Source organism: Streptomyces stoeckheimensis (assembly GCF_045822005.1).
In the GTDB taxonomy this organism is placed as follows: Bacteria; Actinomycetota; Actinomycetes; order Streptomycetales; family Streptomycetaceae; genus Streptomyces; species Streptomyces stoeckheimensis.
The window spans coordinates 8,501,015-8,527,389 of the sequence record NZ_CP169550.1 but is presented as its reverse complement, the minus strand read 5'-3'; the positions used below and the strand labels follow the sequence as shown (position 1 = coordinate 8,527,389).

Here is a 26,375-nt window from a genome sequence, read left to right as displayed (position 1 = left end):
CCGGCCCCACGGGCAGCCCCTCCCCTCCCCCACCCCCTCAGCCCTGTGAGGAATCCCCATGAGAAGACCCCGAATGCGCCGGGCCCTGCTCGCGTGCGGGCTGGCGACGGTGCTCGCCGCCAGTCTGAGCGCCACGATCTCCAGCGCGCCCGCCGGAGCCGCCACCGTCCTGGTCCAGGCCGAGGCCCACGCCGCCCAGAACGGCGTCGTGTTCGAAGCGACCGCCGATGCGGACGGCGGACAGAACGCCGCGTACCTCGCCGACGGCGACTGGCTGCGTTTCGACAACGTCGACCTGGGCCCCGCCGGCCCCCTCACGGTCTCGGCCCGCGTGGCCTCCGCCGTCGGCGGCCCCGGAGCCGTGGAACTGCACACCGGATCCGCCGACGGACCGCTGCTCGCCCGGATCGAGATCCCGGTGACCGGCGGCTGGCAGAGCTGGGCCACGCGCACCGCGGACGTGACCGCCCACCCCACCGGCCCGCAGACCGTGTTCGCGGTGATGCGCAACAGCGGCGCCGGGGACTTCGTCAACATCAACTGGTTCTCCTTCGGAACCGGCTCCGCCCCGGGATGGATCCCCGTCGATCAGGCGAAGTGGGGTGCGCAGTTGGCTCAGTTCAGGGCGATGAGCCCCGCTCCGGTGCCCGCGAACTCGGTGCGCGTTCCCGAGTTCAACGCCACCTGCGTCTACAGCCACTCCAAGCCCGACGACCCGATCGTGGCCCCCGGACTGCCCGGCGCGTCCCACATGCACAGCTTCTTCGGCAACCGCAGCACGGACGCCTTCACGACGACCGAGTCCCTGCTGTCCCACACCGCCACCAGCTGTTCGCCCGCCAAGGACCTCTCCAGCTACTGGATCCCGACCCTGTACGAGCGCGGCAAGGCGGTCGAACCGGAAGGGATGATCGTCTACTACGGCTCCCGGCTGCCCGACCCCACGGCGACGGTCCCCTTCCCCCAGGGCTTCCGGGTGATCGCGGGCAACTCCAAGTCCCAGGTGCCCACTCCGGCCGGCTCGCCCAACCAGTTCTGGTGCGCGGGCGAGGGCGGTGAGATCGGCCGCAGCGCCGACGGGAACTGGCCGGTGTGCGCTCCGACCGCCAAGCTGGTGTACCAGCTGGTCTTCCCGGACTGCTGGGACGGCAAGCACCTCGACAGCCCCGACCACAAGTCGCACGTCTCCTACAACACCGTCAACGGCAAGTGTTCCGGCGCCCACCCCGTCGCCATTCCCTCCGTCTCCTTCGTGATCGGCTACCCCACCAGCGGCAGCCCCGACGGCCTCTCGCTGTCCTCGGGCATGGCCTCCTCCATCCACGGCGACTTCTTCAACGCCTGGGACAACGCCGCGCTCGGCCAGCGCGTGAAGGACTGCGTCGTACAGAGCGCCAAGTGCAACTCCGCCGGTACGTTCTGAGCCGGCGGCCCGCGTGGGCCCTGCTCGCGGTGCTCCTGGTCACCGGTTGCGGTTCGCAGCCGGTGGCCGGGACGCCGGGGGCGGCGGCCTTCACGCCCACCGACATCGCCTGGATCCAGCTGATGATCCCCATGGACGAGCGGGCCCGGCTGCTGACCGGCCTGGCGCCGGGGCGGGGCGGGGATCCGGCCCTGGTGCGGTTCGCGGAGCGGGCGGCTGACCGGCGGGAGGCAGAACTCACGCGGCTGCGCGGGCTCTTGGCGCTGTCCGCGGCGCCCGACACCCGCCCGCACGAGGGGCACGACATGCCGGGCATGGTCTCCGCCGACACCCTGCGCAGGGCCGGAGCACTGTCGGGGGAGGAGTTCGACCGGGTCTTCGCGGCCGCCCTGCGCGCCCATCTCACGCAGTCCCTGCTGCTCTGCGCGGGCGAACGCGCCTCGGGCGGCGCCGGGGAGGTCCGGCAGCTCGCCGGGGAGCTGGAGACGTCGGGCGCGCAGGAGCTCGCCCTGCTCGATGCGGCGCGCCCCCCGTCCCGCTAAAAGTTGAGAATTGTTCACTTTCCATTGACAGGGCGGGTCCGGGAACCCGAAAGTGCCGTGAACGTCCCCGAGACCGAAGCGAGTCCGCATGTCAGCGTCCGTACCGCCCGCACCGCCCGTTCCCCGTTTCCCGGCCGGCTTCCGCTGGGGTGTCTCCGCCTCCGCGTTCCAGATCGAGGGCTCCCCCAGCGCCGACGGCCGGGGGCCCTCCTCCTGGGACGCCTTCACGCGGGAGGCGGGGCGCGTCAAGGACGGCTCGCACGCGGAGGTGGCCACCGACCACTACCGCCGCTACCGCGAGGACGTGGCCCTGATGGGCGGACTGGGCGTGGACGCCTACCGGTTCTCCGTCTCCTGGTCCCGGGTCCTGCCCGACGGGCACGGGGCGGTCAACCGGGCGGGTCTGGACTTCTACGACCGGCTCGTCGACGAGCTGTGCGCCGCGGGGATCGATCCGGTCCCCACGCTCTTCCACTGGGACACCCCGCTCGCCCTGGAGGAGCGGGGCGGCTGGCTGGAGCGCGACACCGCCGAGCGGTTCGCGGCGTACGCCTCGGTGGTCGCGGAGCGGCTCGCCGACCGCGTGCCGATGTGGATCACCATCAACGAGCCCGCCGAGGTGACCCTCCTGGGGTACGGCCTCGGCGAGCACGCCCCGGGCAAGCAGCTCGTCTTCGACGCCCTGCCCGCCGCCCACCACCAGCTCCTGGCCCACGGTCTGGGCGTACAGGCCCTGCGCGCGGCGGGCGCCCGCCACATCGGCATAGCCGCCTCGCACAGCCCCGTGTGGGCCGCCGGCGACAGCGAGGAGGACCGGTCCGCCGCCGCGTTGTACGACACCCTCACCAACCGCCTCTTCGCCGACCCGATCCTGACCGGCGCCTACCCGGACGGCCTGGAGTCCCTGCTGCCCGGACCGGTGGCCGAGGACCTCAAGACGATCTCGGCGCCGCTGGACTGGTACGGGATCAACTACTACAACCCGATGCTCGTCGGCGCCCCCACCCCGGCCGGCACGTCCGCCTTCGGCGGGATCGAGATCCCTTCCGGACTCCCCTTCGGCATCCGGGAGATCGAGGGGTACGAGCGGACCGACTTCGACTGGCCGGTGGTCCCGGACGGGCTGCGCGAACTGCTCGCCACCCTGCGCGAGCGCTACGGCGACCGGCTGCCGCCGCTGTACATCACCGAGAACGGCTGCTCGTACGGGGACGGGCCGGACCCGGGCACGGGCAGGATCGAGGACGCCCGCCGGATCGCGTACCACGAGGGCCACGTGCGCGCCCTGCACGAGGCGATGGCCGAGGGGGCCGACGTCCGCGGCTACTTCATCTGGTCGATCCTCGACAACTTCGAATGGGCGGAGGGCTACCGGCAGCGGTTCGGCCTGGTCCACGTCGACTACGAGACCCTCGCCCGGACCCCCAAGGAGTCGTACGCCTGGTACCGCGACCTGATCAAGAGCGGCAGGTGACCGCCGGGCCGAAGGCCGCCGCGGCGGAGGAGACCGCACCGCCGGGCGGCCGGTGGGTGAGCGCGCTGTCCCTCGCCAACCTCGGGGTGTGGGTCGGCTGGTTCGGCCCGCTCCAACTGCTGCTGGCGCGCCAGGCCGAGCAGCTCGCCCCGGACCACAAGGCGTCCACCCTCGCCCTGGTGACGGGGCTGGGGGCGGCCGTCTCGATGGTCGCCAATCCCGTCTTCGGAGCCCTGTCCGACCGTACGACGGCGCGCGCGGGCCGCCGGATCCCCTGGGTGATCGCCGGGGTGACGGGCGGGGCGGCCGGCCTGGTGGTCCTCGGGCTCGCACAGAGCATCGCGGTGGTGATCGCGGGCTGGTGCCTGGTGCAGCTCGCGCTCAACGCCGCCTTCGCCGCACTCACCGCGGCCGTCCCCGACCAGGTCCCGGCCCGGCAGCGCGGGCTGGTCGGCGGCTGGCTCGGCGTCTCCCAGGTCATCGGGATCCTCGTGGGCACGGCGCTGGCCACGGTCGCGGGCGGGATCACCGCCGGCTATCTGGCCTGCGCGGCCTTCTCGGTGCTCGCGGCCGTGCCGTACGCCCTGATGCGGCGGGACTCGGTGCTCGCCCCCGCCGCCCGGCCGGTCTTCCGGTGGCGCGGCTTCCTGACCGGCTTCTGGATCGACCCGCGACGCCATCCCGACTTCGGCTGGGCCTGGCTGACCCGGTTCCTGATGAACCTCTCGTACTCCATCAGCACGATGTACCTGCTCTACTACCTGACCGACGCCGTGCACTATCGCGGCGACGCGGACACCGGCGTCCTGATCCTCACCGCGCTCAACGCCCTCACCCTGCTCTCCACCGTGGTGATCAGCGGCATCCGGTCCGACCGCAGCGGCCGCCGGAAGTCCTACGTCATCCGATCGGGGCTGGTCATCGCCGCGGCCACGCTGCTGCTCGCCGTCTGGCAGACCTGGACCGGCGCGGTCGTCGCCTCGCTCGTCCTGGGGCTCGGCTTCGGCGTGTACACGGCGGTGGACTTCGCCCTGCTCACGGACGTTCTGCCGACCGCCGAGGATCGCGGCCGGGACCTGGGCGTCATCAACATCGCCAACGCGCTGCCGCAGGTTCTGGCCCCCGTGATCGCCGCCCCGGTCGTCACCCACCTCGGCGGGTACACGGCCCTGTACGCGCTGGCGGGAGCCCTGGCCCTGGCGGGATCGCTGCTGGTCCGGAGGATCCGCTCGGTTCCGTAGGGGCAATGCGGTCCCGTAGGGCATTATCGTGAGACCCGGCACATTTCTCACCCTTTTGGTCCGTTTTGGACCAAGCTTGTGTGGTTCGGATTCCGAAGCGACAGGGAGAGACATGCGACGCGCCCACGGCCGTACGGCCACCACGCGGATCGCCCTGATATCGGCCGGTACGGCCGCCGTGCTCGGCCTCGGCGGCTTCTCCGCCGGTACCGCGGCCGCCGCGGGCACGCCCGCCCCGGACCGGACCGCCGCACCCACGGGAGCCGCCCCGGCAGCCCTCGGGCAGCAGGTCCTCTCCACCTTCACCGTCGCCTATCCCGCCGCGCCCTACCGCACGCACAACATCGCGCGCGCCGTGGAACTGATCAACGGGGCCGTCGTCGAGCAGGGCGACATCTGGAGCTTCAACCAGGCCGTGGGCGAGCGGACCGTGGAGAACGGCTTCGTCGACGGCATCATGATCAACGACGGCCGCTACGTGAAATCCCCCGGCGGCGGGGTCTCCGCGGTCGCGACGACCATGTACAACGCCATGTTCTTCGCGGGCCTGAAGCCGGTGGAGCACGGCGCGCACTCCTTCTACATCGAGCGGTACCCGGAGGGCCGCGAGGCCACCGTCGCCTGGGGCACCCTCGACCTGCGCTGGCAGAACGACTCGGGACACCCCGTGACCGTCCGGGCCTCGTCCACCGACAAGTCGGTCACCGTCACCCTGCTCGGAACGAAGCAGTACGACGAGATCCTTGCGACCAAGGGCCCGCGCACCCACGTCACGCCGCCGGTGAAGCGCACCGTCGCCGGCCCCACGTGCGAGCCGCAGACCCCGCTGGAAGGGTTCGACGTCTCCGTGGACCGCGTCTTCGTCCGGGGCGGCCACGAGGTGGGCCGCGAGACGTTCCGTACGCACTACACCCCGCGCGACGAGATCGTCTGCGCCCCGGAATCCCCCACGGCCACCCCCGGCGCGACCCCGGCGGCCTCCGGCTCTCCGTCCGCCTCCGGGTCTCCGTCCGCCTCCGCCCCTTCCGTGCCTGCCTCCCCTGCCGTCTCCGCCTCCCCCTCGGCGTCCTGAGCGCCTACGGCCGCTGACCCCGGAATTGGTCCGGGGATGCGTACAACCCTCAGGGCCGGTCGCATGTCATACCCCCCGACAAGGCCGAAGGTGTGAAAGCAGAAAAAAGGGGGGCCGGTGCGCAATCGCCGACTCGTAGCGTCAGCCGTCGCCATCGCCGCGGCGGCCGGCATTGGTTTCGTACCGGGTGCGGCCCATGCCGCCGATCCGGTGTCGCCGGGCGCCCAGGGGGTGGCCGCGCCCGGGTTCGACGTGAAGAAGGCCGGTCAGGCCGGGTTCCAGAAGTTCGCCAGCCCGGCCGGCAACGCGGTGCGGCGGACGCTGCCCGCCGCCGGGAAGACGGCCTCGGCGCTGCAGGCCGCCGACGGGAACCCGGGCCTGTCGGTCGTCCTGGCTGCCGAGGCCACGTCGGCGCACGGGTTCCGACTGGTCACCACGATCGGGAGTGCGGACGTCTCGCTCAACGTCGTCATCGACTGGGGTGACGGGACCTCCGATCGGGCCGACGCCTTCGGCGACGAGGTGCTGACGTCCGAGCACGTCTACGCGGAGGCCGGTGAACACCAGGCCAAGATCACGGTGACCGACCCCGTGAACCAGGCCGAGATCGTCAACGAGCTGCCGCTCCTGGCCGCGGGCTCGGACTTCACCCCGTACGGGCCCACCCGCCTCCTGGACACCCGCAACGCCATCGGTGGCAGCCGGGCCAACGTGCCCGCGTACAAGAGCGTCCGGGTGAAGGTGGCCGGTAACGGCACGATCCCGGCCGGGGTCACCGCGGTGGCCCTGAACGTCACCGTCACCAACGCCACGAGCGGCGGCCACGTGATCGCCTTCGCCTCGGGCCGCGAGCGGCCGGCCACGTCGAACCTCAACTTCGCGCCCGGCCAGACGGTGCCGAACCTGGTGATCGTGCCGGTCGGCAAGGACGGCTACGTGGAGTTGTACAACGGCGGCTGGGACTCGATCGACCTGATCGCGGACGTCACCGGCTACTTCAGCCGCACGCAGGCCAGTGGCTACACCCCGAGCACGCCGGTTCGCATCGTCGACACCCGCGCGGGCATCGGGCGGGGCGGTCTGCGGGGCCAGGTCGCCGGTCAGGGATCGTTCAAGATCCAGTTCCCGCGGGGTCTCTACACGGCCGTCGCACTCAACGTGACCGTCACCAACCCGCGGGACGCGGGCCACCTGACGGCCTACCCGAGCGACCAGCCGGCGCCCACCACCTCGAACCTGAACTTCCTGGGCGGCCAGACGATCGCCAACTCGGTGATCGTGCCGGTCGCCGCCGACGGTTCCGTGACCATCCGCAACGGAGCCTGGCAGCCCACCGACGTCGTCGTCGACCTGGTCGGCAACTACAGCACCGGCAGCGCCGGTTCCCTGATGACGCTCGACGAGCCGGGCCGGGTCCTCGACACCCGTGCCGCCGACTCCGACGGCCCGGTCAGCCCCCGGGGCTACTACGCCGTCCCCCTCTCCCCCGGCGTGCATGGCGTCTCCGGCTACGTACTGAACACCACGGTCACCAACACGCGCGGGCCCGGCTTCCTCTCGGTCGCTCCGGACCCGAACTCGCTGGCGGACTACGAGAACGGCACGAACGTCTGGCCCGAGCGCCCCGTGTCCTCGACCTTGAACTGGACCAGGGGCGCCACCGTCCCGAACCTCGCGCAGGCGAGCTCCGGGAAGAACGGCATCGTCGACTTCTGGAACCAGGGGTGGGAGCCCACGGACCTGATCGTCGACGTCTTCGGCTACTACGAGACCAACTGAGCTCGCTTCACCGCCGCTCCGGGACCGGCCGCCGGTCCCGGAGCGCTGCTCGACCGCCATCACGCACATTGGGGGGCCCATGCGCCAGCACCGATTCATCCTCTCCGCCGCCTTGGTGGCTGCCTCCGTCGGCCTCACACCCGGCATCGCTCAGGCGGCAGGTCCCGTCACACCCGCCGCCCGGGCGGACGACGCACAGACGAAGGCCGACACGGGGGACTCGGACTTCGAGATTTCCCTCTTCGCCGCTCCCATCACCGCGCACGAGGTCCAGGTGATCGTCCAGACACTGGACCGGCTCGCCACCTACGAGATCACCTACGACTGGGGCGACGGGACCACCAGCAAGGAGACTTCCACCGGCCTCGACGCCAACTGGGACTATCACACGTACACCGAGGTCGGCGCGTACACCGTCACCGTCACGGTGAAGGACACGGCGACCGGTGTTCAAGACGTGAAGACCGTCGAGGCCGTCACGGACGGTACCGAGTTCACCCCGCACGCACCCACCCGACTGCTGGACACCCGTTCCGGCCTCGGCGCGGCGAAGGCCAAGGTCGGTGGTCGCAAGTCCGTGGCCCTGAAGGTCGCGGGCAGCGCCGACATCCCCGCCGACGTGGTCGCCGTGGCGCTCAACGTCACCGTCACCAATACGGTTGACGCGGGCCACATCGCGGTCCAGCCGGGCAAGACCCCCCACGAGGCCACCACCTCGAACCTGAACTACGTCGCGGGCCAGTCGGTTCCGAACCTGGTGATCGTGCCGGTTCGTGACGGACACGTGCAGATGTTCAACGGCGGCTGGCAGCCGGTCGACCTGGTCGCGGACGTCACCGGCTACTTCAAGGCGTCGCCGGCCGGTGGCTACACGGCACTGACCCCGGTCCGCGCCGTCGACACCCGCGAGGGCCTCGGCACGGCGCAGGGCCAGGTCCCCGGTTACGGCGCCTTCGACATCGCGATCGCCGGACACGGCGGCGTCCCGAAGGGCGCCACCGCCGTGGCGCTCAACCTGACCGCCACGAACCCGCGGGAGTCCGGTCACCTGACCGCCTACCCCAGCGGGCAGACGGCTCCGGGCACGTCGAACGTGAACTTCGCCGCCGGTCAGACCGTGGCCAACTCGGTGATCGTCCCGATCAGTCCCGACGGGAAGATCGTCGTCCGCAACGGCAGTTGGAAGCCGTCCGACGTGGTGGTCGACATCGTCGGCTACTACAGCCCCGACAGCCAGGCCGCCTTCGTGCCCGAGGCGCCGCACCGGATCTTCGACAGCCGTCAGGGCTCCTGGTTCCGGTCCCGCGGTCCTCTGAAGGGCCGCGAGTTCGCCCACGTTCCGTTCTTCGGGCGGTCCGATTCGCTCGAGGCCGTGGTGCTGAACACCACGGTCACCAACACGGCCGGGGTAGGCTTCCTTTCGGTCGCCGCCGACCCGAACTCGTGGGAGGACTACGAGACGGGAAACACCGTCAAGCCGGAGCGTCCCCTCTCCTCCGCGCTGAACTGGACGCGGGGCACGACCGTCCCCAACCTGGTCCAGGCATCGACCGGCGAGGAACAGATCCTCGACTTCTGGAACCAGGGCTGGGAATCGACCGATCTGGTCATCGACCAGCTCGGCCACTACGACGCGAAGTAGGCAGCCTAAGGCGTGATCAGGATCTTCCCGCGCGCTTCGCCCCGGTGGAGCCGGTCGATGGCCTCGGGGGCCTCGGCGAGCCGGCAGGTGAGGTGGACGGCCGGGGACAGGGTGCCGTCCTCGACGTGCCGCCGCAGGACCTCCAGGTCGGCCTGGCGTTCGGCGGAGATGAACCCCTTGAGGCCGTGGCGCACGAAGGGGTTCAGCAGTGCGGCCCACAGGACCCGGCCCATGCCGCCCAGCCAGGGGCCGCCGCCTTCGCCGCCGACGATCACGAGCGTTCCGCGCGGGGTCAGGGCGCGCCGGAGGTGGGACAGGGCGCGATTGCCCGCGGTGTCCAGGATGAGGTCGTAGCGGCGCACGCCGTCCGCGAACTCCTCACGGGTGTAGTCGATGACCTCGTCCGCGCCGAGCCCCCGGACCAGCTCCGTCTTCGTGGTGCTGCACACGCCGGTGACGTGCGCCCCGTACGCCTTCGCCAGCTGGACCGCGAAGGTGCCGACCCCGCCCGCGGCTCCGATGACCAGGACCCGCTGCCCGGGCTGCACCCGCCCCGCATCGCGCAGCGCCTGGAGGGCGGTGAGCCCGGAGATCGGGAGGGCGGCCGCCTGTTCCGGGGGCAGCCCCGCGGGTACCGGCGCCAGCTTGTCCTGGCGGGCGGTCGCGTACTGCGCGAAGGAGCCCTCGCAGATGCCGAACACCTCGTCGCCCACCCCGAAGGCGCTCACCCCCTCGCCGATCGCCTCGACCCGCCCGGACACCTCCCGGCCGCGTACGGGAACCTTGGGCGCGCGCAGCCCGTATCCGAGGAGCCGCAGCAGGTAGGGCTCGCCGCTCATGAGGTGCCAGACGCCCGCGTCCAGGCCGGCGGCCCTGACGGCCAGGAGCACCTCCCCCTTGCCCGGTATCGGCGTTTCGACGTCCCTGAGCTCCAGCACCTCGCTGGAGCCGTACGTGTCCTGCACGATCGCCTTCACGGCGCCGTCCCTTCGTCGTCTGCGTTGCCTGCGTACTGGAAGACCTGTTCGAGCGGTACGGCGAAGACGTGGGCGATCCTGAAGGCCGTCTCCAGGGAGGGCGAGTAGCGGCCCTTCTCGATGGCGATGACGGTCTGGCGGGTCACGCCGATGCGCTCCGCCAGCTCCGCCTGGGTCATCTCCCCGGCCTCGAAGCGCAGGATCCTGATCCGGTTCGTGATGCCGGTCGGCTTCACCACGACTGGAACCCCTCGCGGTACGCGGCGAGCTTGACGGCCGAACCGAGCACCGCCGAGAGGACGAAGCCCAGGTAGAGGGCGTTCGAGATCCAGAAGCGGTCCGCCCCGGCCATCGACAGGACCAGCGCGGCCACGGCTCCGATGGCGAGGAAGGACTGTCCGGCGTGCTCGCCGAGGATGCCGATCTCCTTGTCCCGCTGGTCCTTGACGTCGGCCTCGCCGGGCTTGGCCAACGCCACGGCGATGTTGAGCAGGATCGCGGCGGCGATGGCGCCGCCGACCGTCCAGAGCAGCGGCGCGACGTACGGAACCTCCGCGAGGGGGACCCCGTCGCCGGACCGGCCCAGCACGAGGGCCAGGTAGACCGCGTACCCGACGGCCGCGACCACCCCCATGATCCATGCGCGCTTCTCTTCGAAGGCCACGACCGCACCCGCTCCCGTGTAAAAGAACTTTGACATCACGAAGGTAAAAGGATCCATACTTCGTGTCAATAATTTCTTACATACGACCTTCGGGGAGCGGCCAGCGGGCCGTGTCACCCGGGCGCGCGGCCCCGCTGGCACCACGGCCGCACCGCGGGCTTGCTGGACGAATGAGACCGGAAGCACCGGGGACGCCCCCGGGACAGAGCCTGAGCACCCCCAGGGCGGCGGGGCTCGCGGGGATCCTCTTCGCCGTCCTCATGGCGGCGGCGATCGTGCTGGCCCGGATCGGCCTGCCCGAGGGCGGGGGCGGCGCGGCCGAGATCGAGGTCACCTCGGGGCAGCGGGACGCGGTGACCACCGCGCTGGAGCTCGTCCCCTTCGCGGGCATCGCCTTCCTGTGGTTCATGGGTGCGTTGCGGGAGCACTCCGGCGAGGCCGAGGACCGGTTCGTCGCCAGCGTCTTCCTGGGCAGCGGGATGGTCTTCGTCGCCTGCCTCTTCGGCGCCTCCGCCGCGGCCGGGACGGTGCTGGACGCCGATCAGCCCCAGGAGTTCGGCCGCAATTTCGCCTACACGCTGCTGACCACGTACGGGATGCGGATGGCCGCCGTGTTCGTGTTCGCGACCTCCACGATCGGCCGCCGGCTCGGCGCCTTCCCGCGCCCGCTGGCCCTGGCCGGGTACCTCGCCGGCCTGGTGCTGCTGGTGGCGGGCTCCTCCCTGCCCTGGTCCGAGCTGGTCTTCCCGGCCTGGGCCCTGCTCGTGAGCCTGTACATCCTGCGGTCGGGCCGGGGCCGCCCCCGCCCGGCCGTCTGAGGGGCGACCCGCACACCACTCCGATGGCGGCACCTGACGCGCTCCTTGGCACCGGCGAACACAGGCTGGTCCGGAAGGCCCAGGGGGGCACCGAAAGGACTCACCTTGCTGAGGCTCGTCGTCGATCTCAACCGGTGCCAGGGGTACGCGCAGTGCGCCTTCCTCGCCCCCGACGTCTTCGCGATGCACGGGGACGAAGGCCTGCTCTACGATCCGCAGGCCGAGGACGCCCAGCGCGAGCGCGTGGCCCAGGCCGTGGCCGCCTGCCCCGTGCAGGCGATCCTCGTGGACGAACTTGACCTGGCCGCCACCGCCCCCGCCCGCTCCGCAGGGGAGGCCTCCGATGGCTGACACCGCCCTGGACCACCTCAAGCGCTCCGGCCGCATCGTGGTCGTCGGCGCCTCGCTGGCCGGCCTGCGCGCCGCCGAGGTCATGCGGGAGAAGGGCTTCGCCGGCACGCTGACCATGATCGGCGACGAGCCCCACCAGCCGTACGACCGGCCCCCGCTGTCCAAGGGGGTGCTGCTGGGCAAGGCCGAGGCCGAGCAGACCCTGCTCCCCCGGCGGCGCGACATCGAAGCCGAATGGCGACTCGGGGTCGCGGCCACCGGGCTCGACATGGCGGCCCGTACGGTCAAGCTCGCCGACGGCGAGGAGGTCCCGTACGACCGTCTCCTGATCGCCACCGGGGTCCGGGCCCGGCCCTGGCCGAACGAGGCCGAGGGCGAACTCGACGGGGTCTTCACCCTGCGCACCCGCGAGGACGGGGCGGGTCTGGCCCGCGCCCTGGCCGCCGGACCGCGCCGGGTCCTGGTCATCGGCGCCGGTTTCACCGGCTCCGAGATCGCCTCGGCGTGCCGCGAACGCGGGCTGGAGGTCACCGTCGCCGAACGCGGCAACGGCCCCCTGGTCGGCGCCCTGGGCGGGGTGATCGGGGCCGTGGCCGCCGAACTCCACCGGGAGAACGGCGTGGACCTGCGGACCGGGATCTCGGTGACCGCCCTGGAGGGCGACTCCACCGGGCGGGTGCGCGCCGCGCACCTCTCCGACGGCACCACGCTGGAATGCGACGTGGTGGTCGTCTCCCTCGGCGCCCAGCGCAACACCGAGTGGCTGACCGGCTCCGGGCTCGGTGCGGGACCGCGCGGGATCGCCTGCGACGCCGGCTGCCGGGCCTTCGACCTCCGCGGGATCGTCACCGACGACATCTACGTGGCGGGCGACGTGGCCCGCTCCCCGCACGCGCTGTTCGGCTACCAGTTCCTCTCCCTGGAGCACTGGGGCAACGCCGTGGCGCAGGCCGAGACCGCCGCCCACAACATGCTGAGCGAGAGCACCGACCGCCGGCCGCACCTGTGGGTGCCGGCGTTCTGGTCCTCCCAGTTCGGCGTGAACATCAAGTCCGTCGGCGTTCCCTCCATGGGCACCGAGATCATGATCACCCAGGGGTCCCGGGCCGAGCGCCGGTTCACCGGGGTCTACGGCTACCAGGGCCGGGTCATCGGGGCCGTCACCTTCGACAACGCGCGCTGGCTGCAGTTCTACGAGAAGCAGATCGAGTGCACGGCGCCGTTCCCGCCCCCGTACACCACGGTGGACCGGCGCCCCGACGGGCAGCGGCCGATCCCGGCCGACTTCCCCGACCCCTCCGTGCCCACGCACGGCCCGACCATCACCCTCAGCGGGTACTCGCCGGCCGACCGCCGGATCGCCACCTTCACCCCCGCCGGGCACTGACCCGCACGTTCCCGGAGGACCCCCATGGCCCACGGCATCCTGAGCCAGATCCTGGACTATTCCAGCCGCGCGAACCCGTACCCGCTGTACGAGGAGCTGCGCAAGACCCCCGTCTTCCACGACGGCACCGGCCCCTACGTCATCAGCACCTACTACGACATCCAGAACCTGCTGCACGATCCGCGGCTCAGCTCCGACGCCCGCAACCTGGCCGCCACCGCCGGGGATCCGCTGGCCGAGGGCGGGGAGGCGGAGGAGACCGCGCTGCCGCCGAGCTTCCTGAAGCTGGACCCGCCGGAACACGACCGGCTGCGCCGGATGACCAACCGGCCCTTCGGGCCGCCGCACTCCCCGCACCGCGTCGACGGGATGCGCGGGGGGCTGGGGGACATCGTCACCGGCCTCATCGACAACCTCGGGGACACCGAGGACATCGACCTGGTCGACCAGTTCGCGTACCCGTTCCCGGTGACGATGATCTGCCAGCTGCTCGGCGTACCGCGCGAGGACGAGCCCAAGTTCCACGTCTGGGCCGACACCCTCGCCGCCAGCCTGGACCCCGATCCGGACTCCGATCCCGCCGAACGGCAGCGCAAGACCCACGACTCCCGCATGGAGCTGGGCATGTACCTGGCCGGGCTGATCGAACAGCGCCGCAAGGATCCCGGCGAGGACATGCTCTCCCAACTGGCCGCGGGACACGGCCCGGACGAGTCCCTGTCCACGATGGAGCTGCTGAGCACGGCGGCCCTGCTGCTGATCGCCGGCCACGAGACCACGGTCAACCTGATCACCAACGGGATGCTGACGCTGCTCCGCAACCCGGACGTGCTGGCGCAGTTGCGGAAGGAGCCCGGTCTGGCCGCGCCTCTGGTGGAGGAGCTGCTGCGGTTCGAGCCTCCGGTGCAACTGCTGCCGCAGCGCACGCCGTTGGTGGACATCGAGGTCGGCGGGGTGACCATCCCCAAGGGCTCCTCGATGTGGCTGATCCTGGCCTCCGGCAACCGGGACCCGAACCGCTTCGAGAACCCGGACCGCTTCGACCCGTACCGCAAGGACATCCAGCACCTGGGCCTGGGCAGCGGCATCCACAGCTGCTTCGGCGCCCCGCTGGCACGGCTGGAGGCGCAGCTCGCGCTGAGCGAGCTGGCCCGGCGGCTGGAGAACCCGCGGCTGCTGGAGGACCCGCCGCCCTACCGGCAGAACGCGGTGCTGCGCGGGCCGCGGCACCTGCGGATCGCCTGCGACGGGATCCGCGCCTGAGCAGGCCCTGAGCCGAGCGTGCCCTGAGCAGCCCCGAGCCGGGCCCCGGACCGACCCTGGTCCGGGGCCCGTTCGCGGCTACCAGCCGAAGCGGCGGTCGACCTCGCGCTCGAACTCCTCGAAGGTCAGCACGTCGTCGCCGTCCGCGTTCGCCCGGTCGAAGAGGGCCGAGGAGGTGTCCACGTCGCCCACGGCCCAGAAGGGCAGATCGCCCTGGGCGGCGAGGGTGGGGCCCTTGCTGCGCAGGGCCGTGATCACCTCGACCCGGGTCAGCACCCCGTCGCTGTTCAGGTCGAGCGCGTCGAAGAGCTTGCGGGCCTTCTCACTCATGACAGGGTCCTTTCGATGGCGGCGCGGTGCGGGAGACGACGGGGCGCGGGCCCCGGAGCGTCAGCTTATGACCCGCCTCCCCGCCGCCCTCCTCCGGTGTCCCCCGCTACCGCGCACCGTCCGCCAGGGCCGGGACGGACGCCTCGCGCTGATGGGGGACGGGCGACACCGGCGGGGCCGCGGCGAGCGGCTCGGACCGGGAGTCCTCCTGCCGGAGCGCGACCGTCCGCGTGGGGGCGGGGATCGAAATGCCCTCCGCCCGGAACCGGCTGTGCAGCCGCTTGATGAACTCGTGCTTGATCCGGTACTGGTCGCTGAACTCGCCGACGCCGAGGATCACGGTGAAGTTGATCCTGGAGTCCGCGAAGGTGTGGAAGCGTACGAGTGCCTCGTGGTCGGGGACCGCGCCCTTGACGTCCGCCATCACTTCGTCGACCACCTCGATGGTCACCCGCTCGACGTGCTCCAGGTCGCTCTCGTAGCCCACTCCCGCCTGGACCAGGATCGTCAACTGCTGCTCGGGCTGGGTGAAGTTGGTCATGTTCGTGCGCGCGAGGCGCCCGTTGGGGATGATCACCAGGTTGTTCGACAGGTTGCGGACCACGGTGTTGCGCCAGTTGATGTCGACGACGTATCCCTCTTCGCCGCTCGTCAGACGGATGTAGTCACCTGGCTGCACCGTCTTCGAGGCGAGGATGTGCACGCCCGCAAAGAGGTTGGCGAGGGTGTCCTGCAGGGCCAGGGCGACCGCGAGACCGCCCACCCCGAGGGCCGTGACCAGCGGCGCGATGGACACGCCCACGCTTTCCAGGGCGACGAGCACGCCCATCGCGATCACCAGGACCCGGGTGATGTTGACGAAGATGGTGGCCGATCCGGCCACTCCCGTCCGCGCCTGGGCCACGGACTGCACGAGGCCGGCGACGACGCGGGCCGCGCCGATCGTGGCCACGAGGATCAGCAGCGCGGTCAGCGAGTGGCTCACCCAGCCCGAGGCGCGCGGGCCGAGGGGCAGCGTCGAGGCGGCCACGGCGGCGCCCGCGATGACGGCCGCCGCCGGTGCCAGGGTGCGCAGCGCGTCGACCATGATGTCGTCGCCGCTCCAGCGGGTCCTGAGGGCGTGCCGGGCGAGCCACCGCACGAGGGCGCGCAGGAGGAGCCCGGCGATCCCGCCCGCGACCAGCGCGATGCCGGCGACCAGCCAGTCGTGCAGGACGAGTTCCCGGCTCATCGGACGCCCTCCGCCCCTCGCCGGACCGGGGAAGTGGGAGCTGCCCCTGCGGGCCGCCGTATGAGGGGTGTGGTCACCTTGTCACCTGTCAGTTCGTCGTGCGTGGGGCCGCGTTCGCGCATGCGTGCGCATCCGGAACGGGGTGCCATCCTGCCCCATGATCAACGCGGCGGCGCAGGTGGGCCTTCTCCCCGGGCTCCGGGCGCCTCGGCCGCCGCCGGGTCCAGGATCCGGTTGAGGAAGCTCCTGGTCCGCTCCTCCAGGGGATCCCCGACCACCTGGGCCGCCGGACCCTGCTCGACGATCACTCCGCCGTCCATGAACACGACCCGGTCCGCGACCTCGCGGGCGAAGCTCATCTCGTGGGTGACGACCATCATCGTCATGCCCTCGCCCGCCAGGACCCGCATCACCGCCAGTACCTCGCCGACGAGTTCGGGGTCCAGCGCGGAGGTCGGCTCGTCGAAGAGCATCACTTCCGGGCCCATCGACAGGGCCCGGGCGATCGCCACCCGCTGCTGCTGACCGCCGGACAACTGGGCGGGGTACGCCTCGGACTTGTCCGAGAGGCCGACGCGCGCGAGGTTCTTCCGGGCCACGGCCTCGGCCTCGGCCTTGTTCCTGCCCAGGACGCGGCGCTGGGGCAGGACGAGGTTCTCGCGCACGCTCACGTGCGGGAAGAGGTTGAACTGCTGGAAGACCATCCCGATGCGGCGGCGCACGGCGTCGATGTCGACGTCCGGGTCGGTGAGTTCGGTGCCGCCGACGAAGACCCGGCCCTCGCTGGGCTCTTCGAGCAGGTTCACACAGCGCAGCAGCGTCGACTTGCCCGATCCGGAGGGCCCGATGACGCACACCACCTCACCCCGGGCGATGTCGAGGTCGATGCCGCGCAGGACGTGGTTGGCGCCGAAGGACTTGTGCAGTCCCCGGATCTCGATCTCCGGGCCGTCCGTGGCCGTCGTGTCCACCGCTGGGGCCTCCTGTTGCATGTCTTCCTCACACGGCCTTGTCCGCGCGGGCCTCCAGGCGGCGCACCACGAAGCTCAGCGGCACGGTCACCAGGAGGTAGCACAGGCCCGCGACCAGGATCGGGGTGGAGTTGGCGGTCTGGCTGGCGAGGTCCCGGCCGAACTTGGTCAGTTCCCGCTCCGACAGCGTCACACCGAGGAACAGCACGAGCGAGGAGTCCTTGAACAGCAGGACGAGTTCGTTGGTGAGGGGCGGGATGACGATGCGGAAGGCCTGCGGGATGACGATCGAGACCATGGCGCGGGCGTGCGAGAAGCCCAGCGAGCGGGCGGCTTCCATCTGCCCCTTGGGCACCGCCTGGATGCCGGCCCGAATCGTTTCCGCCATGTAGGCGGCGGCCACCAGTCCCAGCCCGATCGCCACCTTGCCGTACGTGCCGCCCGGGATCTCCGTACCGGGGAACGCCAGGGGCACGGCCACGCCCACGAAGATGAAGATCAGCAGGGCCGGGAGCCCCCGGAACAGCTCGATGTAGACGCTCGCGACCCACCGGTACGGGGCAACGGAGGACAGCCGCATCATGGCGATGACCAGGCCGAGGACCAGGCCGAGGAGGAACCCGGAGGTCGTGTAGATCACCGTGTTGCGCAGGGCCGTGGTGATGATCTCCGGGAAGAGCCGCAGCGCCAGGTCCTTCTGGGCGAACTGGTTCTGCAGCCTCCCCCAGTCCGCGGAGACGGCGATCAGCACCAGCACCGCGACGAAGAGCGCGTACTGCAGTCCCTGCGAGACCCGGCGGCGCTGGCGCCGGGTCAGCCGGGAGGTCACGGGGTGGTCTGGGGCAGCGGGCCGATCCACTGCTCGTAGAGCTTCTTGTAGGTGCCGTCGGCCTTGGCGTCGGTGATGGCCTTGTCGATCGCGGCCACGAGGGCGGTGTTGCCCTTCTTCACCGAGAACCCGTACTGCTCGCCGGTCTCGATGTTCTGTCCGAGGGTGAACTCGGCGGCGTTCTTGGGGTCCTTGAGCCAGCCCTGGACCACGGGGTAGTCGATGACGACCGCGTCGACCTGGCCGGTGCGCAGTCCGTTGATGACCGCGTCCGAGCTCTCGAAGGCGACGGGGTCGAAGCCCTGGGCCTTGGCGTAGCTCTCGCCGGTGGTCTCGGCCTGCGCGCCCAGCTTCTTCGACTTCGCCTTGAGGTCGGCGAGCGAGGTGACGCCGCTCTTCTTGGTGGCGAGCAGCGCCTGCGTGGCGTCGAAGTAGGGGACGGAGAAGTCGACGTTCCTCTTGCGCTCGTCGGTGATCGTCATGCCGGCGGCCGCGAGGTCGCACTCGCCGGAGTTGAGGAAGGCGCCGGTCTTGAAGTTCTCGAAGGGGGTGTCGAGGATCTTCTGCTCGACCTGGAGCCGGCTCGCCACCAGGTCGACCAGGGCCACGTCGAAGCCGACGACCTTGCCGTCCTTCTCGAACTGGAACGGCGGATAGGGCAGGTGGGTGCAGGTCGTCAGTTTGCCCTTCTCCACGACGGGCACGCCGCCGGCCGCCTCGCTCGGGCCGTCACCGCCCGAGGAGCATCCCGCGACGAGGAACGCGCCCGCCGCCGCGGCCGCGGCGGTGACGCGGATGCGGTGGCTGCCGGGACGCTTGCGGTTTCCTCTTGCCGTCCGGAACACGGTGGACCTCCACGAGTGCGGGTCGAGCGGCGATCACGGGCGGGACCGTCCGCGGCGATCGTAAGCCACGGGCGGCGCCCGCTGAGGGATCTTCCGCCATGCGTTCCGGGGGCGCCAGGGCGGATCCGGCCAAGATCGCCCGACTGCCCCAAGGCGGCGTCCCTCCGCCCGCCGGCCGGGGCGGGCCCGCACGAACCCGCCCCGGCGTCACGCCCCCGCCGCCGCCTCCGTCGCCGTCGTCAGCGGGTCCAGCTCCCGGCGGCGTCGGCTGATCGAGTCGGGGTCCCAGCCCGGACGGGGTACGGAGGCCAGCAGCAGCCGGGTGTAGGGGTGGTGGGGGTCGGTGAGGAGCTCGTCGACCGGGCGGTGTTCCATCGTGCGGCCGCGGTACATGACGAGCGCCTCGTCGCAGACGTAGCGGACGACGGCCAGGTCGTGGCTGACGAAGACCAGGCCGATCCCGGTGTCGCGCCGGATGTCGGAGAGCAGGTTGAGCACCTGCGCCTGCACGGACACGTCCAGGGCGGACACCGCTTCGTCGAGCACCAGCACGGCGGGCTCGACGGCCAGCGCCCTGGCGATCGCGGCGCGCTGGCGCTGCCCGCCGGAGAGCCTGCGGGGCAGGGCGGCCGCCTCGCGGTCGCCGAGGCCGACCTGGGCCAGCAGTTCCCGTACCCGTGCGGCCCGGGCCGCACGGTCGGACATCCCGTGCAGCTTGAGCACCCCGTCGACCGTCTCGCCGATGCCGAGCCGCGCGTCCAGGGAGAGGTAGGGGTCCTGGAACACGATCTGGACCGCCTTGGCACGGGCCAGCCGGGCCGGCCTCCCCCGTACGGAGGCCGCCAACGGACGGCCCTGGACCAGGATCTCACCGGCGTCGGGACGTTCCAGGCCGATCAGCATCCGGGCCGTGGTGGTCTTGCCCGAACCGGATTCGCCCACGATGCCGAGTGCCCCGCCGGCCCGCACGGAGAACGACAGGTCGTCGACGGCGACGACCTCCGTCCCGCCGGTCCGGTAGGTCTTGCGCAGTCCGGTCACCCGGAGGAGTTCCGGGGCGGTGTCCTTGCGCGCATCAGTGTTCAACGGTCCTCCTCGGGCGCCAGTTCGGCGGCGCGGTGGCAGGCGACCTCGGCCGGGCCGTGTCGCACGAGTTCCGGCGGTGACTCGTCGCAGCGCCCCGGTTCGGCGAACCGGCAGCGGGGCGCGAAGGCACAGCCGGGAGCCGATTCCAGCAAGCCCATGGGAGCGCCGTGGATGGGGGTGAGACGGGCCGGGGGCCCTTCGAGCGGCGGGGAGGAGCCGAGCAGGCCCGCGGTGTAGGGGTGCCGTGGGGAGGCGAAGAGTTCCGCCACGGGCGCCGTTTCGACGATCCGGCCCGCGTACATGACGTAGATCCGGTCGCTGACGGAGGCGGCGAGCTCGATGTCGTGGGTGATGAGGAGGAGCCCGAGGCCGCGTTCGCGCTGGAGGCGGCCCAGGACGGCCAGGATCTCGGCCTGGGTGCTGACGTCGAGCGCGGTGGTCGGCTCGTCGCAGAGCAGGAGCCCCGGCTCGGCAGTGAGGGCCGCTGCGATCACGACGCGCTGGAGCATGCCGCCGGAAAGCTCGTGCGGGAACTGGTTCAGGTGGCGGACGGGGTCGGGCAGGCCGACCGCGTCGAGCAGTTCGGCGGCCCTGACGTTCGCCCGGGCCTTGGACCAGCCGTGCACCAGGCGCAGCGGTTCGGTGAGGAAGTCCCCCACCCGGCGCACCGGGTTGATGGCGGCCCGGGGGTCCTGGTAGATCATCGCCGCCTTGTTCGTGCGCACCTCGCGCAGGCTCGCGGGGTCGGCGCCGACCAGGTCGGTGCCCTCCACGCGGACCCGGCCGCCGATCTCGGCGCCCTGCGGGAACAGGCCCAGGGCGGCGCGGGCGGTGACGGACTTGCCCGAGCCGGATTCGCCGACCAGGGCGACGACCTCGCCGGCCGCGACGGTGAGGCTGACGCCGTCGAGGAGGGGGCGGGCCATGGCGGGGAGGGTGACGCGCAGGGCTTCGTAGGCGAGCAGTGTCATCGGGAGTCCCTCCCCGCGAGGCGGTCGCCGAGGTCTTCCCCGACGACGTTGAAGGCGACCACGACCAGGACGACCGCCACGGCCGGCGCGATCGCGGAGAGCGGCTGCCCCTGGAGGACGGCCGCCTGCCCCTGGTTGATCATGGCTCCCCAGTCGGGCGTGGGCGGCTGGACGCCGAGGCCCAGGAAGGAGAGGGCGGCGAGGTCGAGCAGGGCGTAGCCGAAGTTCACCGTCGACTGGGCGAGCAGCGTCGGGGCGATGTTGGGCAGCAGTCTGCGGACGGTGACGTACAGGGGCGAGTGACCCTGTACCTGGTAGGCGGCGATGTAGGGCCGGGACTTCTCCCGGACGGCCAGGCTGCGTACGAGGCGTGCGGTGTACGGCATGTAGGCGATGGCCATGGCGATCACCGGAGCCGTCATCCCCTTGCCGAACAGGGCCACCGCGAGGATCGCGAGGAGCAGCGCGGGGAAGGCGAACAGGACGTCGAGGACCCGGCCGACGGCGGTGTCGATCCAGCCTCCGCGCCAAGCGGTGAACAGGCCGATGGCGACGCCGAGGACCGTGGAGAACAGGACGACCGCGAGCGGACCGGCCAGGCTGGTGCGGGTGCCGGCCAGCAGCGCCGAGAGGGTGTCGTGGCCGCCCTGGTCGGTGCCCAGCCAGTGCTGGGCGCTCGGCCCCAGGAGGGTGTCGCCGAGCTGTCCGAAGGTGGGGTCGTACGGGGCGATCCAGGGTCCGAGCAGTGCGATGAGCACGAACAGGACGAGGAGCGCCAGGCAGGTCCGCTGGAGCCGGCTGCCGCCGAGGCGGCGCAGCCGGGCGAGCGGGTCCCGCCGGGTACGGGGGGCGAGGGGCGTGGTGCCCGTGTCGGGAAGGGTGGGAAGGGTGGTCATCGGGCGCTCCCCGCCGCGGCCGTGCGCGGATCGATCAGCGGCTGGACCAGGTCCACGAGGGCGTTGACGACGACGAACGCGGCGACCACCAGCAGCACGATGGCCTGGACGACCTGGAAGTCGAGCTGGTCGACGGACTGCACCAGCAGGGAGCCCACGCCGGACATTCCGAAGGCGGTCTCGACGATCGCGGTGCTGACCAGCATGCCGGAGACCAGGAGGGCGGAGACGGTGACGATCGGTCCGAGCGCGTTGCGCAGGACGTGCCGCCGGATGACGGTGCGCCGTGGCGCTCCGCGGCTCAGGGCTACCTCCACGTGGTCGCGGCCCAGTTCGTCGAGCATGGCCGAGCGGGTCACCCGGGTGACCAGGGCCGTGAAGGTGACGGACAGGGCCGCCGCCGGGAGGATCACGTGGTGCAGCCGGTCCATGAGGCCTTCGCCGTTGCCGATGGTGGGGAACCAGCCCAGTTGCACTCCGAACACCGACCTGAGCAGCAGGGCCGCGACGAAGGCGGGTGCGGCCGCGCCCACCGTGACGAACAGCATCAGGGAACGGTCGGTGCGCGAACCCCGGCGCAGCGCGCCGATGATGCCGGAGCCGATGCCGAACACGGCGATCATCAGGCCGGATACGGCGATCAGCAGCATGGAGGAGGGCAGGCGCGACCAGATGACCGAGGAGACGTCCTGGTGGAAGAGGTAGGAGCGGCCGAAGTCGCCGTGCAGCACCCCTTCGAGCCAGTTCCAGTACCGGACCAGGAAGGGTTCGTCGAAGCCGTACTGGCTGCGCAGCGCGGCGAGGTCCTCCGGGCTGGGGCTGCGTCCCTTGATGAGGAAGCTCGCCGGGTCCCCGGGGGCGAGGAAGAGGGAGGAGAAGACGAGGAAGGAGGTGACGAGCAGGGTCGCCGCCATGCCGGCCAGGCGGCGCAGCACCCGTACGGCGCGGGTGGTCGCGGCCTTCGCCGCGGCCGTCATCCCTTGGCTCCGATCTCGGCCGCCCACGGGTAGTAGAGGTAGGCGATGGAGGGCTGGACGCCGGTGATCTTCTTGCCCATGAAGACGCTGACGGGCAGGGTGTAGAGGGGCAGCCAGGGCAGTTCGCGCGAGGCGATCTTCTGCGCCTCGGCGTTGGCGGCCGCGTGGACCGCGGGGTCGTAGGCCCCGACGGCCTTTTCGACGGCGGCGTCGAAGGCCGGGTCGGACCAGTTGCCGTAGTTGCTGAAGGCTCCGGTCTCCAGCGAGGCGAACATGTCCAGCGGGTCGGTGATGGACGTGTACCAGAAGGTGAGGAAGAGGTCGATGCCCTCGCGGGCCGCGGGGTCGGTGAAGAGCGTCGTGTACTTCTCCGCGGAGAGGGAGTCGATCTGCGGCTTCAGTCCGATGGCGGTGGCGGCCTGGGCGACGGCCTGGGTGATGATCGTGGTCTGCGAGTCCAGCGGGCTGGTCGCGATCACGACCTTCTGGCCGTTCACTCCGGCCTCGGCGGCGAGCGCCTTGGCCTTGGCCGGGTCGTACGGGTACTTCGGCAGGTCCTTCAGGAGCGCTTCGCGGGTCGCGGGCGGCGCGTCGGCCCACAGGTTGTCGGTGACGAGCGAGTCGGAGACCTCGCCGACCCCGCCGGCGCCGGCCTTGACGATGCCCTTGCGGTCGATGGCCATGAGGAGGGCCTGGCGGATCTTGGGGTTGCCGAGGGGGCCCTTGAGGTTGGCGACCACCTCGTCGGCGACGGTGGTGTTGCGGCCGAAGTAGAGCTTTCCGGCCTCGGTGGAGCCCAGTTGGGCGTAGGCGTTCGGCGGGACCATCCAGCCGCCGTCGACCTCCCCGCTCTGGAAGGCGTTGACGCGGGTGGTGGCATCGGCGAGGAAGACGAACTTCACTTCGCCGGACTTGGCCTTCAGCTCCTGGTTCCAGTACCCGTCGAACCGCTTGAGGGTGAGGGACTGGCCGGAGGTCCAGGATCCGAAGGAGAAGGGACCCGTGCAGTTCACGCCGGTCTGCGGATTGCCGTAGTCCTTGCCGGACTTGGCCAGGGTGGCGGCGGATTCCACGGTGCCGGGGCCGGCGGCCAGGTACTTGTTGAAGGTGGAGTCCGGCTTGGTCAGGGTGACGGTGACTTCCATCGGGCCGGTCTTGTCGATGGACTTGACGTTCTTGTACTGGTTCGCCCAGACGCTGGCGGTCTCCGGGTCGAGGTTGCGGCTCAGGGAGGCGACGACGTCGTCGGCGGTGAGCACCGTCCCGTCGTGGAAGTGCACGCCGGGGCGGATCTGGTAGACCCAGGTGGTGGGCGTGGGGTTGGTGTACGAGGCCGCGAGCCCCGGGGAGGTCGTCAGGTCCGGGTTCCAGCGCAGCAGGCTCTCGCAGACGTTGGAGAGGATCTGGTTGGGCGGGAAGTCGAAGGAGTACGCGTAGTCGATGGTGGTCGGCTCCGCGTAGACGGACCAGGTGAAGGAGTCCACGTTCCCGGTGGCGGCGGGCGTCTTGTCCGTGATCTTGTACGCGGTGGCCCGGTCCGCGTCCTTGTCGGCGGCGGTGCCGCTGCAGGCGCTGGTGACGAGCAGGGCCGCCGCGGCGAGGACGGCGGCCGCGGCGCGGTGTACGCGGCTGCGGCCGTGCGTGCGGTCGTTCGTGTGGTCGTGTGTGCGGCGGCCGTCGCGCAGCGGGGATCCCGATCGGGTGGATGACATCGTCTGACTCCCTGAGGGATGAGCTCGGTGGGGTGGGTGACGCTCGGCCGGTGGCGGCCCGGCCGGTGGTTGTGCGGAGGCTGAGCGGGGACTGGGCGGGGCTGAGCAGGGGCGGGGCGGGTGGCGGTCGCTCAGTCGGTCGCGGCGAAGACCAGTTCGCCGTCGATGTACGTGCGCAGCACCCGGGTGTCGGCGATCTCCATCGGAGGGTGCACGAAGGGATCCCGGTCGAGGACGACGAGGTCCGCGTACTTGCCCTCCTCGACGGTGCCGGTGACCCCGTCGAGGTGGTTCACCCACGCACTGCCGGCGGTGTAGGCGGTGAGCGCCTGGGAGAGGGTGAGCGCCTGCTCGGGGAAGAACGGCGGCGCCGGTTCGAAGGTCCCGGTCGCGTTCGGGGCCTCGTCGGGTACGGAGCGGTTGACCGCGACGTGGATGCCCCACAGGGGGTTGGGGCTGCTGACCGACCAGTCGCTGCCCGCGACCAGGCGGGCTCCGGCGCGCTGGAGGTCGCCGAACGGGTACTGGAGGCGGGCCCGTTCCGGCCCGAGGAAGGGGATCGTGAGCTCGTCCATCTGCGGTTCGTGGGCGGCCCACAGCGCCTGGATGTTGGCGGCCGCGTCCAGGCTCGCGAAGCGGGCGATGTCGTCCGGGTGGACGACCTGGAGGTGGGCGAGGTGGTGGCGGTTGTCGTTGGACCCGTTGGCCTCGCGGGCCTCGGCGAGGGCGTCGAGCACCTCGCGCACGGCCCGGTCGCCGAGTGCGTGGAAGTGGATCTGGAAGCCCGCGCGGTCGAGCCGGGACACCGCCGCGGTGAGCACCTTCGGGTCGATGAAGCTGAGCCCGGAGTTGTTGGTGGCGCAACCGCAGCCGTCGAGATAGGGCTCCAGCATGCCGGCGGTGAAGTTCTCGGCGATGCCGTCCTGCATCATCTTCACGCTGGTGGCGTTGAAGCGGCCGACCCGTCCGGTGCGGCGGCGCTCCTCCAGGTCGGGTATCTGCTCCAGGCCGCGTTCGCGGTCCCACCACAGGGCGCCGACGACGCGGGCGCGCAGGGAGCCCTCGCGGGCGGCGCGCAGGTAGACGCCGTAGTTGTCGGGGTTGCCGGGGAAGGCGCCGATCATGGCGTCCTGCCAGCTGGTGACGCCGAGGGAGAAGAGGTGCTCCTGTGCGGCGAGCAGTCCGGCGAGCGCCTCGTCCGGGCTCGCGATGGGCACATGCCGGGCCACCAGCTCGACGGCGCCCTCCTGGAGGGTGCCGGCCGGGCTTCCGTCCTCCTCCCGCTCGATCCGGCCGTCGGCCGGGTCCGGGGTGGTGCGGTCGACGCCCGCCGTCTCGAGCGCCCTGGTGTTGACCCAGGCGCCGTGCCCGTCCCGGTTGGTGAGCAGGACGGGCCGGTCCGGGACCACCGCGTCGAGCATGGCGCGGGTCGGCGTGCCTCCGGGGAAGACGTCCATCGACCAGCCGCCGCCGCGGATCCAGACCGCGTCGGGGTGGGCCGCGGCGAATTCCGCGACGACCGCGAGGTAGCCGTCGATGGTGCGTTCCTCGCTCAGGTCGCAGCCGAGCATCTGGACGCCGGCCACCGCGGGGTGCACGTGGGCGTCCTGGAATCCGGGGACGAGCAGTCCTCCGGCGAGGTCGACGACCTCGGTGTCGCCGTCCGCGAGCGAGCGGACGGTGGCCGCGTCGGCCACCGCGATGATCCGGCCGCCTCCGACGGCGACGGCGGCGTCGATCGGGGTGGGTGAGGTGCCGGTGAAGACCCGTCCCCCTACGAAGACGATGTCGGCACGCTGCCTGGTCTTGCCCATCGACGCATCCTTCGGCTCGGCGGGTGAGCCCCGCACGGCTGGTTCGTTGAGGAGGAGTGAACGGGAGCGCAACAATGTTG

At 71.5% G+C, this 26,375-nt stretch carries 25 protein-coding genes; 11 read left to right on the top strand and 14 right to left on the bottom strand.

Annotation, left to right across the window (positions count from 1 at the left end; genetic code table 11):
• Positions 1 to 58 precede the first annotated feature (58 nt).
• From ACE1OC_RS38635 to ACE1OC_RS38605, 7 genes are all read left to right on the top strand, one after another.
• Complete coding sequence (locus ACE1OC_RS38635; RefSeq protein ID WP_407840961.1) at positions 59 to 1,423, top strand: DUF1996 domain-containing protein; 1,365 nt, start codon at positions 59 to 61, stop codon at positions 1,421 to 1,423.
• Positions 1,399 to 1,965: a DUF305 domain-containing protein gene (locus tag ACE1OC_RS38630; protein WP_407840960.1), complete on the top strand. Its 567-nt coding sequence runs from the start codon at positions 1,399 to 1,401 to the stop codon at positions 1,963 to 1,965. Before ACE1OC_RS38635 ends, ACE1OC_RS38630 begins: the two co-directional genes overlap by 25 nt.
• Before the next feature lie 88 nt (positions 1,966 to 2,053).
• The gene (locus ACE1OC_RS38625; protein ID WP_407840959.1) at positions 2,054 to 3,439 is read left to right on the top strand and encodes a GH1 family beta-glucosidase; all 1,386 of its coding nucleotides are present in this window, start codon (positions 2,054 to 2,056) and stop codon (positions 3,437 to 3,439) included.
• On the top strand, positions 3,436 to 4,680 hold the full coding sequence (locus ACE1OC_RS38620; protein ID WP_407840958.1) for an MFS transporter: 1,245 nt from the start codon (positions 3,436 to 3,438) through the stop codon (positions 4,678 to 4,680). The genes ACE1OC_RS38625 and ACE1OC_RS38620 overlap by 4 nt, the downstream gene beginning before the upstream one ends.
• Before the next feature lie 112 nt (positions 4,681 to 4,792).
• Positions 4,793 to 5,752 carry a VanW family protein gene (locus ACE1OC_RS38615; protein WP_420497897.1) on the top strand — a complete coding sequence of 320 codons (960 nt, stop codon included), beginning with the start codon at positions 4,793 to 4,795 and terminating at the stop codon, positions 5,750 to 5,752.
• A gap of 117 nt (positions 5,753 to 5,869) precedes the next feature.
• Positions 5,870 to 7,531, top strand: a complete 1,662-nt coding sequence (locus ACE1OC_RS38610) for a hypothetical protein (protein WP_407840957.1) — start codon at positions 5,870 to 5,872, stop codon at positions 7,529 to 7,531.
• A gap of 79 nt (positions 7,532 to 7,610) precedes the next feature.
• On the top strand, positions 7,611 to 9,173 hold the full coding sequence (locus tag ACE1OC_RS38605) for a PKD domain-containing protein (RefSeq protein WP_407840956.1): 1,563 nt from the start codon (positions 7,611 to 7,613) through the stop codon (positions 9,171 to 9,173).
• 5 nt (positions 9,174 to 9,178) lie between these two features.
• Here the strand turns inward: ACE1OC_RS38605 and ACE1OC_RS38600 are convergent, their stop codons facing one another.
• Genes ACE1OC_RS38600 through ACE1OC_RS38590 form a run of 3 tightly spaced genes read right to left on the bottom strand, consistent with a single transcriptional unit; the run spans position 9,179 to position 10,850 of the window.
• On the bottom strand, positions 9,179 to 10,150 hold the full coding sequence (locus ACE1OC_RS38600; RefSeq protein WP_407840955.1) for an NAD(P)-dependent alcohol dehydrogenase: 972 nt from the start codon (positions 10,148 to 10,150) through the stop codon (positions 9,179 to 9,181).
• Positions 10,147 to 10,386 (bottom strand): helix-turn-helix transcriptional regulator, encoded by a 240-nt coding sequence (locus tag ACE1OC_RS38595; RefSeq protein WP_407841816.1) that lies wholly within the window; start codon positions 10,384 to 10,386, stop codon positions 10,147 to 10,149. Before ACE1OC_RS38595 ends, ACE1OC_RS38600 begins: the two co-directional genes overlap by 4 nt.
• Positions 10,383 to 10,850, bottom strand: a complete 468-nt coding sequence (locus ACE1OC_RS38590) for a hypothetical protein (RefSeq protein ID WP_407840954.1) — start codon at positions 10,848 to 10,850, stop codon at positions 10,383 to 10,385. Before ACE1OC_RS38590 ends, ACE1OC_RS38595 begins: the two co-directional genes overlap by 4 nt.
• A 134-nt stretch (positions 10,851 to 10,984) precedes the next feature.
• On the opposite strand from ACE1OC_RS38590, the gene ACE1OC_RS38585 reads away from it, so the two are divergent.
• The 4 genes from ACE1OC_RS38585 to ACE1OC_RS38570 all read left to right on the top strand — a co-directional run bounded on the left by ACE1OC_RS38585 (position 10,985) and on the right by ACE1OC_RS38570 (position 14,633).
• On the top strand, positions 10,985 to 11,632 hold the full coding sequence (locus ACE1OC_RS38585) for a hypothetical protein (RefSeq protein ID WP_407840953.1): 648 nt from the start codon (positions 10,985 to 10,987) through the stop codon (positions 11,630 to 11,632).
• A gap of 108 nt (positions 11,633 to 11,740) precedes the next feature.
• On the top strand, positions 11,741 to 11,983 hold the full coding sequence (locus tag ACE1OC_RS38580) for a ferredoxin (RefSeq protein ID WP_407841815.1): 243 nt from the start codon (positions 11,741 to 11,743) through the stop codon (positions 11,981 to 11,983).
• A complete protein-coding gene (locus ACE1OC_RS38575; RefSeq protein WP_407840952.1) occupies positions 11,976 to 13,370 on the top strand; it encodes an NAD(P)/FAD-dependent oxidoreductase in 1,395 nt (464 codons plus the stop codon). Before ACE1OC_RS38580 ends, ACE1OC_RS38575 begins: the two co-directional genes overlap by 8 nt.
• A gap of 24 nt (positions 13,371 to 13,394) precedes the next feature.
• Complete coding sequence (locus ACE1OC_RS38570) at positions 13,395 to 14,633, top strand: cytochrome P450 (protein WP_407840951.1); 1,239 nt, start codon at positions 13,395 to 13,397, stop codon at positions 14,631 to 14,633.
• A 78-nt stretch (positions 14,634 to 14,711) separates the two neighbouring features.
• Here ACE1OC_RS38570 and ACE1OC_RS38565 read toward each other — a convergent pair whose 3' ends face one another.
• From ACE1OC_RS38565 to ACE1OC_RS38515, 11 genes are all read right to left on the bottom strand, one after another.
• A complete protein-coding gene (locus ACE1OC_RS38565; RefSeq protein ID WP_266875230.1) occupies positions 14,712 to 14,963 on the bottom strand; it encodes an EF-hand domain-containing protein in 252 nt (83 codons plus the stop codon).
• A gap of 106 nt (positions 14,964 to 15,069) precedes the next feature.
• On the bottom strand, positions 15,070 to 16,194 hold the full coding sequence (locus ACE1OC_RS38560) for a mechanosensitive ion channel family protein (RefSeq protein ID WP_407840950.1): 1,125 nt from the start codon (positions 16,192 to 16,194) through the stop codon (positions 15,070 to 15,072).
• Between the two features lie 161 nt (positions 16,195 to 16,355).
• The gene (locus ACE1OC_RS38555; RefSeq protein WP_407840949.1) at positions 16,356 to 17,186 is read right to left on the bottom strand and encodes an amino acid ABC transporter ATP-binding protein; all 831 of its coding nucleotides are present in this window, start codon (positions 17,184 to 17,186) and stop codon (positions 16,356 to 16,358) included.
• A gap of 7 nt (positions 17,187 to 17,193) precedes the next feature.
• Positions 17,194 to 18,024: an amino acid ABC transporter permease gene (locus ACE1OC_RS38550; protein WP_374213292.1), complete on the bottom strand. Its 831-nt coding sequence runs from the start codon at positions 18,022 to 18,024 to the stop codon at positions 17,194 to 17,196.
• A complete protein-coding gene (locus tag ACE1OC_RS38545; RefSeq protein WP_407840948.1) occupies positions 17,991 to 18,839 on the bottom strand; it encodes an ABC transporter substrate-binding protein in 849 nt (282 codons plus the stop codon). The genes ACE1OC_RS38550 and ACE1OC_RS38545 overlap by 34 nt, the downstream gene beginning before the upstream one ends.
• Positions 18,840 to 19,046: 207 nt before the next feature.
• Positions 19,047 to 19,925, bottom strand: coding sequence for an ABC transporter ATP-binding protein (locus ACE1OC_RS38540; RefSeq protein ID WP_407840947.1), 879 nt, complete (start codon positions 19,923 to 19,925; stop codon positions 19,047 to 19,049).
• Positions 19,922 to 20,896 (bottom strand): ABC transporter ATP-binding protein, encoded by a 975-nt coding sequence (locus tag ACE1OC_RS38535; protein ID WP_407840946.1) that lies wholly within the window; start codon positions 20,894 to 20,896, stop codon positions 19,922 to 19,924. The genes ACE1OC_RS38540 and ACE1OC_RS38535 overlap by 4 nt, the downstream gene beginning before the upstream one ends.
• On the bottom strand, positions 20,893 to 21,792 hold the full coding sequence (locus tag ACE1OC_RS38530; RefSeq protein WP_407840945.1) for an ABC transporter permease: 900 nt from the start codon (positions 21,790 to 21,792) through the stop codon (positions 20,893 to 20,895). Before ACE1OC_RS38530 ends, ACE1OC_RS38535 begins: the two co-directional genes overlap by 4 nt.
• Complete coding sequence (locus tag ACE1OC_RS38525) at positions 21,789 to 22,769, bottom strand: ABC transporter permease (RefSeq protein WP_274546713.1); 981 nt, start codon at positions 22,767 to 22,769, stop codon at positions 21,789 to 21,791. The genes ACE1OC_RS38530 and ACE1OC_RS38525 overlap by 4 nt, the downstream gene beginning before the upstream one ends.
• On the bottom strand, positions 22,766 to 24,481 hold the full coding sequence (locus ACE1OC_RS38520) for an ABC transporter substrate-binding protein (protein ID WP_407840944.1): 1,716 nt from the start codon (positions 24,479 to 24,481) through the stop codon (positions 22,766 to 22,768). The genes ACE1OC_RS38525 and ACE1OC_RS38520 overlap by 4 nt, the downstream gene beginning before the upstream one ends.
• Before the next feature lie 131 nt (positions 24,482 to 24,612).
• Positions 24,613 to 26,295 carry an amidohydrolase gene (locus ACE1OC_RS38515; protein ID WP_407840943.1) on the bottom strand — a complete coding sequence of 561 codons (1,683 nt, stop codon included), beginning with the start codon at positions 26,293 to 26,295 and terminating at the stop codon, positions 24,613 to 24,615.
• Between the last annotated feature and the right edge of the window lie 80 nt (positions 26,296 to 26,375).

Coding starts and splice junctions, on each gene's coding strand:
- ACE1OC_RS38635 (WP_407840961.1), top strand. CDS start 59: ATGAGAAGACCCCGAATGCGCCGGGCCCTGCTCGCGTGCGGGCTGGCG.
- ACE1OC_RS38625 (WP_407840959.1), top strand. CDS start 2,054: ATGTCAGCGTCCGTACCGCCCGCACCGCCCGTTCCCCGTTTCCCGGCC.
- ACE1OC_RS38615 (WP_420497897.1), top strand. CDS start 4,793: ATGCGACGCGCCCACGGCCGTACGGCCACCACGCGGATCGCCCTGATA.
- ACE1OC_RS38605 (WP_407840956.1), top strand. CDS start 7,611: ATGCGCCAGCACCGATTCATCCTCTCCGCCGCCTTGGTGGCTGCCTCC.
- ACE1OC_RS38590 (WP_407840954.1), bottom strand. CDS start 10,850: ATGTCAAAGTTCTTTTACACGGGAGCGGGTGCGGTCGTGGCCTTCGAA.
- ACE1OC_RS38585 (WP_407840953.1), top strand. CDS start 10,985: ATGAGACCGGAAGCACCGGGGACGCCCCCGGGACAGAGCCTGAGCACC.
- ACE1OC_RS38575 (WP_407840952.1), top strand. CDS start 11,976: ATGGCTGACACCGCCCTGGACCACCTCAAGCGCTCCGGCCGCATCGTG.
- ACE1OC_RS38570 (WP_407840951.1), top strand. CDS start 13,395: ATGGCCCACGGCATCCTGAGCCAGATCCTGGACTATTCCAGCCGCGCG.
- ACE1OC_RS38565 (WP_266875230.1), bottom strand. CDS start 14,963: ATGAGTGAGAAGGCCCGCAAGCTCTTCGACGCGCTCGACCTGAACAGC.
- ACE1OC_RS38560 (WP_407840950.1), bottom strand. CDS start 16,194: ATGAGCCGGGAACTCGTCCTGCACGACTGGCTGGTCGCCGGCATCGCG.
- ACE1OC_RS38555 (WP_407840949.1), bottom strand. CDS start 17,186: ATGCAACAGGAGGCCCCAGCGGTGGACACGACGGCCACGGACGGCCCG.
- ACE1OC_RS38535 (WP_407840946.1), bottom strand. CDS start 20,896: ATGACACTGCTCGCCTACGAAGCCCTGCGCGTCACCCTCCCCGCCATG.
- ACE1OC_RS38530 (WP_407840945.1), bottom strand. CDS start 21,792: ATGACCACCCTTCCCACCCTTCCCGACACGGGCACCACGCCCCTCGCC.
- ACE1OC_RS38525 (WP_274546713.1), bottom strand. CDS start 22,769: ATGACGGCCGCGGCGAAGGCCGCGACCACCCGCGCCGTACGGGTGCTG.
- ACE1OC_RS38520 (WP_407840944.1), bottom strand. CDS start 24,481: ATGTCATCCACCCGATCGGGATCCCCGCTGCGCGACGGCCGCCGCACA.
- ACE1OC_RS38515 (WP_407840943.1), bottom strand. CDS start 26,295: ATGGGCAAGACCAGGCAGCGTGCCGACATCGTCTTCGTAGGGGGACGG.